This is a genomic window from Mediterraneibacter sp. 210702-DFI.3.120 (assembly GCF_020561005.1).
Lineage (GTDB): Bacteria > Bacillota > Clostridia > Lachnospirales > Lachnospiraceae > Mediterraneibacter > Mediterraneibacter faecis.
Genome location: NZ_JAJCNG010000109.1, coordinates 1 through 260, shown reverse-complemented (window position 1 = coordinate 260; position 260 = coordinate 1). Strand labels below are relative to the sequence as shown.

At 58.1% G+C, this 260-nt stretch carries 1 protein-coding gene; it reads right to left on the bottom strand.

Annotated elements, in window-relative coordinates:
• On the bottom strand, nt 1-260 hold a 260-nt coding region (locus LI162_RS15425), incomplete at both ends, for a heptaprenyl diphosphate synthase component 1 (protein ID WP_227156894.1).

Genomic DNA, 260 nt, shown 5'->3' with positions numbered 1-260 from the left:
AGGACGACAAGCTGCCGCGCCCGCAAGTCGCCGCCGTCATCTGTCACCTCATCGTGGGTATCAAGGGCGATCTGCATGAGCATCATGGCGATGATGCACCGCTCCGCCTCACTTGGCGCCGTTGAAGCGCCATCGAGCATTGACAGCGAGAGCAGCAGGCGATCTTCATCGATCGCCGGCGCCGGCAAATGCTCGCGCAAATATGGGTGATGGAGCAGCTGCTCAATTTGTTCTTTCAATGACGCCAATTTCACCGTGAT